A 236-nucleotide genomic window follows, 5' to 3' on the forward strand; every position below is an offset into this window, starting at 1 on the left:
CTCCAGAAACCAGTAAGGCAACTAAAACAACTTCAGAATTTCCAGGTAATAGCGTGGCGCTGAGAAAGCTGCTGGCAAACAGCGAGAGGAGCGACAGTCCATCACTCACAATAACCGGACATCCACGGCGTCCATTCCTGCGGCACGCGCCGCCTGAAGTCCAAAATCGGCATCTTCAAACACGACGCAACGCGCCGGTTCAACGCCCATACGTTCAGCACAGAGCAAAAAAGTAT

General features: G+C 52.5%; 1 protein-coding gene and 1 pseudogene. Both read right to left on the reverse strand.

From position 1 onward, the window contains the following. Positions 1 to 109, reverse strand: a pseudogene (locus FDX22_RS21495) (DedA family protein); the annotation flags it as partial. After that, positions 106 to 236, reverse strand: a 131-nt coding sequence (locus FDX22_RS21500; protein ID WP_146717748.1) for an HAD-IA family hydrolase, incomplete at its 5' end; no start/stop codon positions are given. The pseudogene FDX22_RS21495 and the gene FDX22_RS21500, both read right to left, overlap by 4 nt.

This window comes from Citrobacter sp. TBCS-14, assembly GCF_005280805.1.
Taxonomy (GTDB): Bacteria; Pseudomonadota; Gammaproteobacteria; order Enterobacterales; family Enterobacteriaceae; genus Citrobacter; species Citrobacter gillenii.